The following is a 1,357-nucleotide window of genomic DNA, read 5'->3' as shown; positions in this document are numbered from 1 at the left end:
ACTTCTCGTGGATACACATTAAAACCACCACGAATAATCATGTCTTTGGTGCGGTCAACGATAAAATAATAACCGTCATCGTCTCTGATGGCAATATCGCCCGAGTGTAACCAACCGTTTTTGATACTTTCGGCCGTAGCATCGGGGCGTTTGTAATAACCTTTCGTTACGTTATGTCCTCGGTAGCAAAGTTCCCCTTTTTCGTTTGCTCCGAGTTCGTTGCCATTTTCATCTTTTATACAAACTTCAACGCCCCAAACTGGCGTTCCGACCGAACCTGGCTTACGCACACGGTCTGGGTGATTGAATGTAACCACTGGCGAACCTTCCGACATTCCGTAGCCTTCCAAAATCGCAACATTATATTTTGCTTCAAAGTCTTTCAGCACCTGCACAGGTAAAGCCGCTCCGCCCGACAAGCAAACTCGCAGCGAACTCGAATCAAATTTATTGGCTTCTGGATAGCTCAAAAGTCCCCAATACATCGTCGGCACGCCCGCAAAATGCGTGATTTTTTCGCTCTGAATCAACGAAAGCACCATTTCGGCATCGAATCTCGGTACAAGCACGGCCGTTGAACCTCGATAAATACTGGCAATCATACACACAACTTGCCCAAAAATGTGGAAAAGTGGCAAAACCAGCATTGTTTTGTCATTATAGTTCAAATCCTGCAAATCTTTACTCAAATTAGCATTCAAGAAAATATTTGAGTGCGTAAGTTCGGCACCTTTTGGTCGGCCAGTTGTACCAGAAGTATAAATAATTACGGCAGTATCATCGGGCGAAGTAAAATAACTCTGAAAAACAGGCGATTTTCCAGCCATCAACATTCCCATTGTTTTTGTTCCTTCAATCGGCGAAGCATCAGTAAAGGTGGGCGTAATCATGAAAAAATGCTCGCACGAATCGGTCATTTCAAAACCAGCGTGTCCTTCCTGACCCATTGGCATTTCGGGTGTGCCGACAAAGCAAAAATAGGCTTTTGCATCAGAATCTTGCAAATGATAGGCAATTTCGTGGCGTTTCAGCAATACACTCAATGGCACAACCGATGCACCAGTTTTCAAAATTCCGAAATAAATCATCGGAAAATAGGGCAAGTTCGGACAAGTCAGTGCCACTTTATCACCATATCCAATGCCGAGCGAAGCCAAGCCATTGGCAATCTGATTGGCTGCGGCATCGAGCTGAGCAAACGTAATTCGTTTATCAGCAAATATTAAAGCCTCTTTATTGGCGGAGTTTCGAGCGTGATGTTCTAAGACAGTTGATAAGTTAAACATGGTTTCTAACAGGTTATTTGGTCTTTGCAAGATAGATTTATTATAGTACTTTGAAAAGAAAAAATTGTTTT

1 protein-coding gene is annotated in these 1,357 nt (G+C 43.1%); it reads right to left on the bottom strand.

The features are described from left to right. On the bottom strand, positions 1-1,286 hold a 1,286-nt coding region (locus tag ACOVO2_RS12560; protein WP_421770312.1), incomplete at its 3' end, for an AMP-binding protein. Positions 1,287-1,357 lie beyond the last annotated feature (71 nt).

The sequence above is a fragment of the Emticicia sp. genome (assembly GCF_049241225.1).
In the GTDB taxonomy this organism is placed as follows: domain Bacteria; phylum Bacteroidota; class Bacteroidia; order Cytophagales; family Spirosomataceae; genus Emticicia.
Note: the sequence above shows the minus strand (reverse complement) of the source record. Positions and strands in the feature narration are given on the sequence as shown.